This is a genomic window from Rhodococcus sp. MH15, assembly GCF_019266045.1.
Taxonomy (GTDB): Bacteria; Actinomycetota; Actinomycetes; order Mycobacteriales; family Mycobacteriaceae; genus Rhodococcus_F; species Rhodococcus_F qingshengii.
Window position 1 is genome coordinate 1 of record NZ_LPNP01000022.1, and the last position, 2,713, is coordinate 2,713.

1 protein-coding gene and 1 pseudogene are annotated in these 2,713 nt (G+C 59.7%); both read left to right on the forward strand.

All coding sequences use genetic code 11. The features are described 5' to 3' along the window. Positions 1-653 precede the first annotated feature (653 nt). Positions 654-1,136, forward strand: coding sequence for a polyketide cyclase (locus ATN37_RS00180; protein WP_030537933.1), 483 nt, complete (start codon positions 654-656; stop codon positions 1,134-1,136). An 880-nt stretch (positions 1,137-2,016) separates the two neighbouring features. Continuing rightward, positions 2,017-2,589: pseudogene (locus ATN37_RS00190) on the forward strand (phospholipase D family protein); the annotation flags it as partial. Between the last annotated feature and the right edge of the window lie 124 nt (positions 2,590-2,713).

The window sequence follows — 2,713 nt, forward strand, 5'->3', positions numbered from 1 at the left end:
CATTACGGTGTGTCACAGGGTTGGTCCTTCTTGGTCGAGAACGGCTATTTCGCAATTCCCATTCTCGCGCCGAGGACCAGCCCGTCTACTTCAGTCCCGCGTCAGCAACGTCCGTACCCGCAACAGCTAGTACTTAAGTTCCACAGAAAACGCTCGACAACGACGCCTATCAGTACCGCGCACAAGTGAGATCCCCATTTTCGTTGCGTTCCATTGTCCACGGGTGCAGAGTTCAGAGGCCAATGAGGCTCGATGAACAGTGGTTCGATTTCGACACACAGCTCCCCCACCTCACCGCCCAGTGCCATGTCCAGGTTCTTCGGCGAATGAAACTGCCCCGCTACTGGATTATCGCGAAAGTCTCTGCACGTTCGTTTGTCGAGTACCTCTCACGAGTCGACTCAATCCGCCAGCGGCACTACAACAGTCACCCAGTATCCACACGGTCGATTACCCACGCTCTCCACGAGCATTCGCGAAGACTCCATGACGATCACCTAGCCCGCTCAGGATTACTCAAACCGTTCGGCGCGTGAACGGCAGCATCCGACAGGTCCGCGCATCACCCCGCCTCGCCGACCGAAGCCGATGAATGCACCCACCGAACGAGAGAAACCTCGCCGGCCGATCGGCGGTATGGCAGCATTCGCCACATGACTAGCGAACGGATCGAAGTACAGCGCACCATCCGTGCCGACCCCGCATCGATCTTCGCGGTCCTCTGCGACCCTCAGGGGCACGTCGCCATCGACGGATCCGGAATGCTGATGGGCGCAGATGGCGAACTCGTGACCGCGACCGGCGACGAATTCGTCGTCCACATGGATCGCGAAGCTCTGGGCGACCTACCCATGGGACAGTACGACGTCACAGTGACGATCAAAACCTTTGTTCCCCAACGCGAAATAGCATGGACCATCCTCGGAACTGTCCGGCCTCCAATCGGGCACGTCTACGGATATCGGATCGAGCCGGCCGACGACGGCCACAGTTCCCTCGTGACCTCGTACTACGACTGGTCTGACATCGGACCCACCTGGCGGCAAGCAGGAATCTTTCCCGTCATCGCCGAAGGATCTCTCAAAGCCACGCTCGGTATCCTTGCACGCACCGTAGCCAGAGGTTATCCGCGCTGACCCCGCCCGAAAGCCCAGTATCGGGGCCGTGATGCTCCTCTTCCGCGAGCGCGCAGCCACCACCGTGACAATCGCAGCACTGATCGCCGGTGCCGTCGCAACCTCATGGATTAGCTCAACGGAATCTTCTTCCCCACAACGTCTCCGGTGAGTGCAATGTCCTACGTTGCGCTCACAACCATCACGCCGGCCCTACCGCCTGTTATCTGATGGGGCGCCGAAGCCACGCTGACGCATCCCAGCCGCCACCTCACCCGAACTTGCGACGAGAGGCTGCCAAAGAGTGGTAGACGAACCTCCACTGCAGCCCAACACGCCCGGCTTCCCCGTCACGAGGCACGGGTCCATCAGTTCATGAAGACCACGCCGCACGACCTACACTAGAATGCCGAGAAGTTTTCTGCGCGTTCACTTTTCGAGCAGTGATCACGAATCGACTCGACCCGCCAGCGACACTACATCAACCACCCGATATCCACACGGCGAGCGCCTACGATCTCAGGCCTACACGCCCCTCCAGGCATGGGCCCGCACGATCCACCACGCCCGCCCTCACCCCCGCGGGATCGCGTACCGCGGTAAATTTCCCGGTGCACTGTGCGGGGCGCTGCTCGAACAAGCAGCAGACCCTTCCCACCCGTCCGGCGCCATTACTGCCACCGTCCCGTATTGAAATCGCACGCCGAATCGACAGCGCTGCAGTCACACTGGGGTTTAACGCCGTCTGACCCGGCAGGGTTGATCGCTACAACATTCTTCGACCTCCACGACAGATCACAGATATCCGGAAGTTTCTTTTGCTCCGGAGGCGACGCAGAACCACGGCAGCTTTCACGCAGGCGCCAGAAATCGGGCCCGATTCGCGCTACCGTTCTAGGCTATGGGGACCAGCTTCCACGGACCGAACCCGTGGCCACACATCACTCGCGCGATCCGCACGCGAGGCCCACGCTATGCCGCTGTCCCCTATCTCGGACACCTTGCGCCCGAACTACTTCCACTTCGCAGTGGAGACCTTCTGATCGTCAATGCTTCTACCGCGGCGATCCGCGCCCACGCCACTTCACCTGCCGTTCTTGCGCACTACCTCAGCAAGGGCGTTCGCATCCTGTCGTCGTCAACACTGCACGCCAAGGTCATCGTGACGAACCAACGAGCTGTAATCGGCTCGCCGAATGCTTCCGAAAATTCCACATTCACCCATGAAGCGGTCGTCATTTCCGATGACCCCCAAGTGGTTGCCGACAGTCGCGCGTTCGTCAACAATATCGACGAAACCACTGCTGTAGAACAAATATTCATCGACAACGCCGCGCGCGAATGGGCGATCGGGCGTGCCGTACCCATACCTGGCATCACTGGCCGAATGCAGAACCTTGACAACGACTTTCCTCTTGCTCCGACCAACCGAGTATTTATCAGGCAAGTCAGCGATCACGAAACCCGTCCCTCGGGTCTGCTGCACGATCAGGTGACAGGTTGAGTCACGCAGCCTGAGTGGCTGGTGTGGTCATGATGGTCTCGTATTCTATGGGGGTCAATCGGCCGAGCCCGACTTGGCGGCGTCGGCGGTGGTA

Bases quoted from the DNA above. Each gene is read 5' to 3' on its own strand.
- ATN37_RS00180 (WP_030537933.1), top strand. From the start codon at position 654: ATGACTAGCGAACGGATCGAAGTACAGCGCACCATCCGTGCCGACCCC.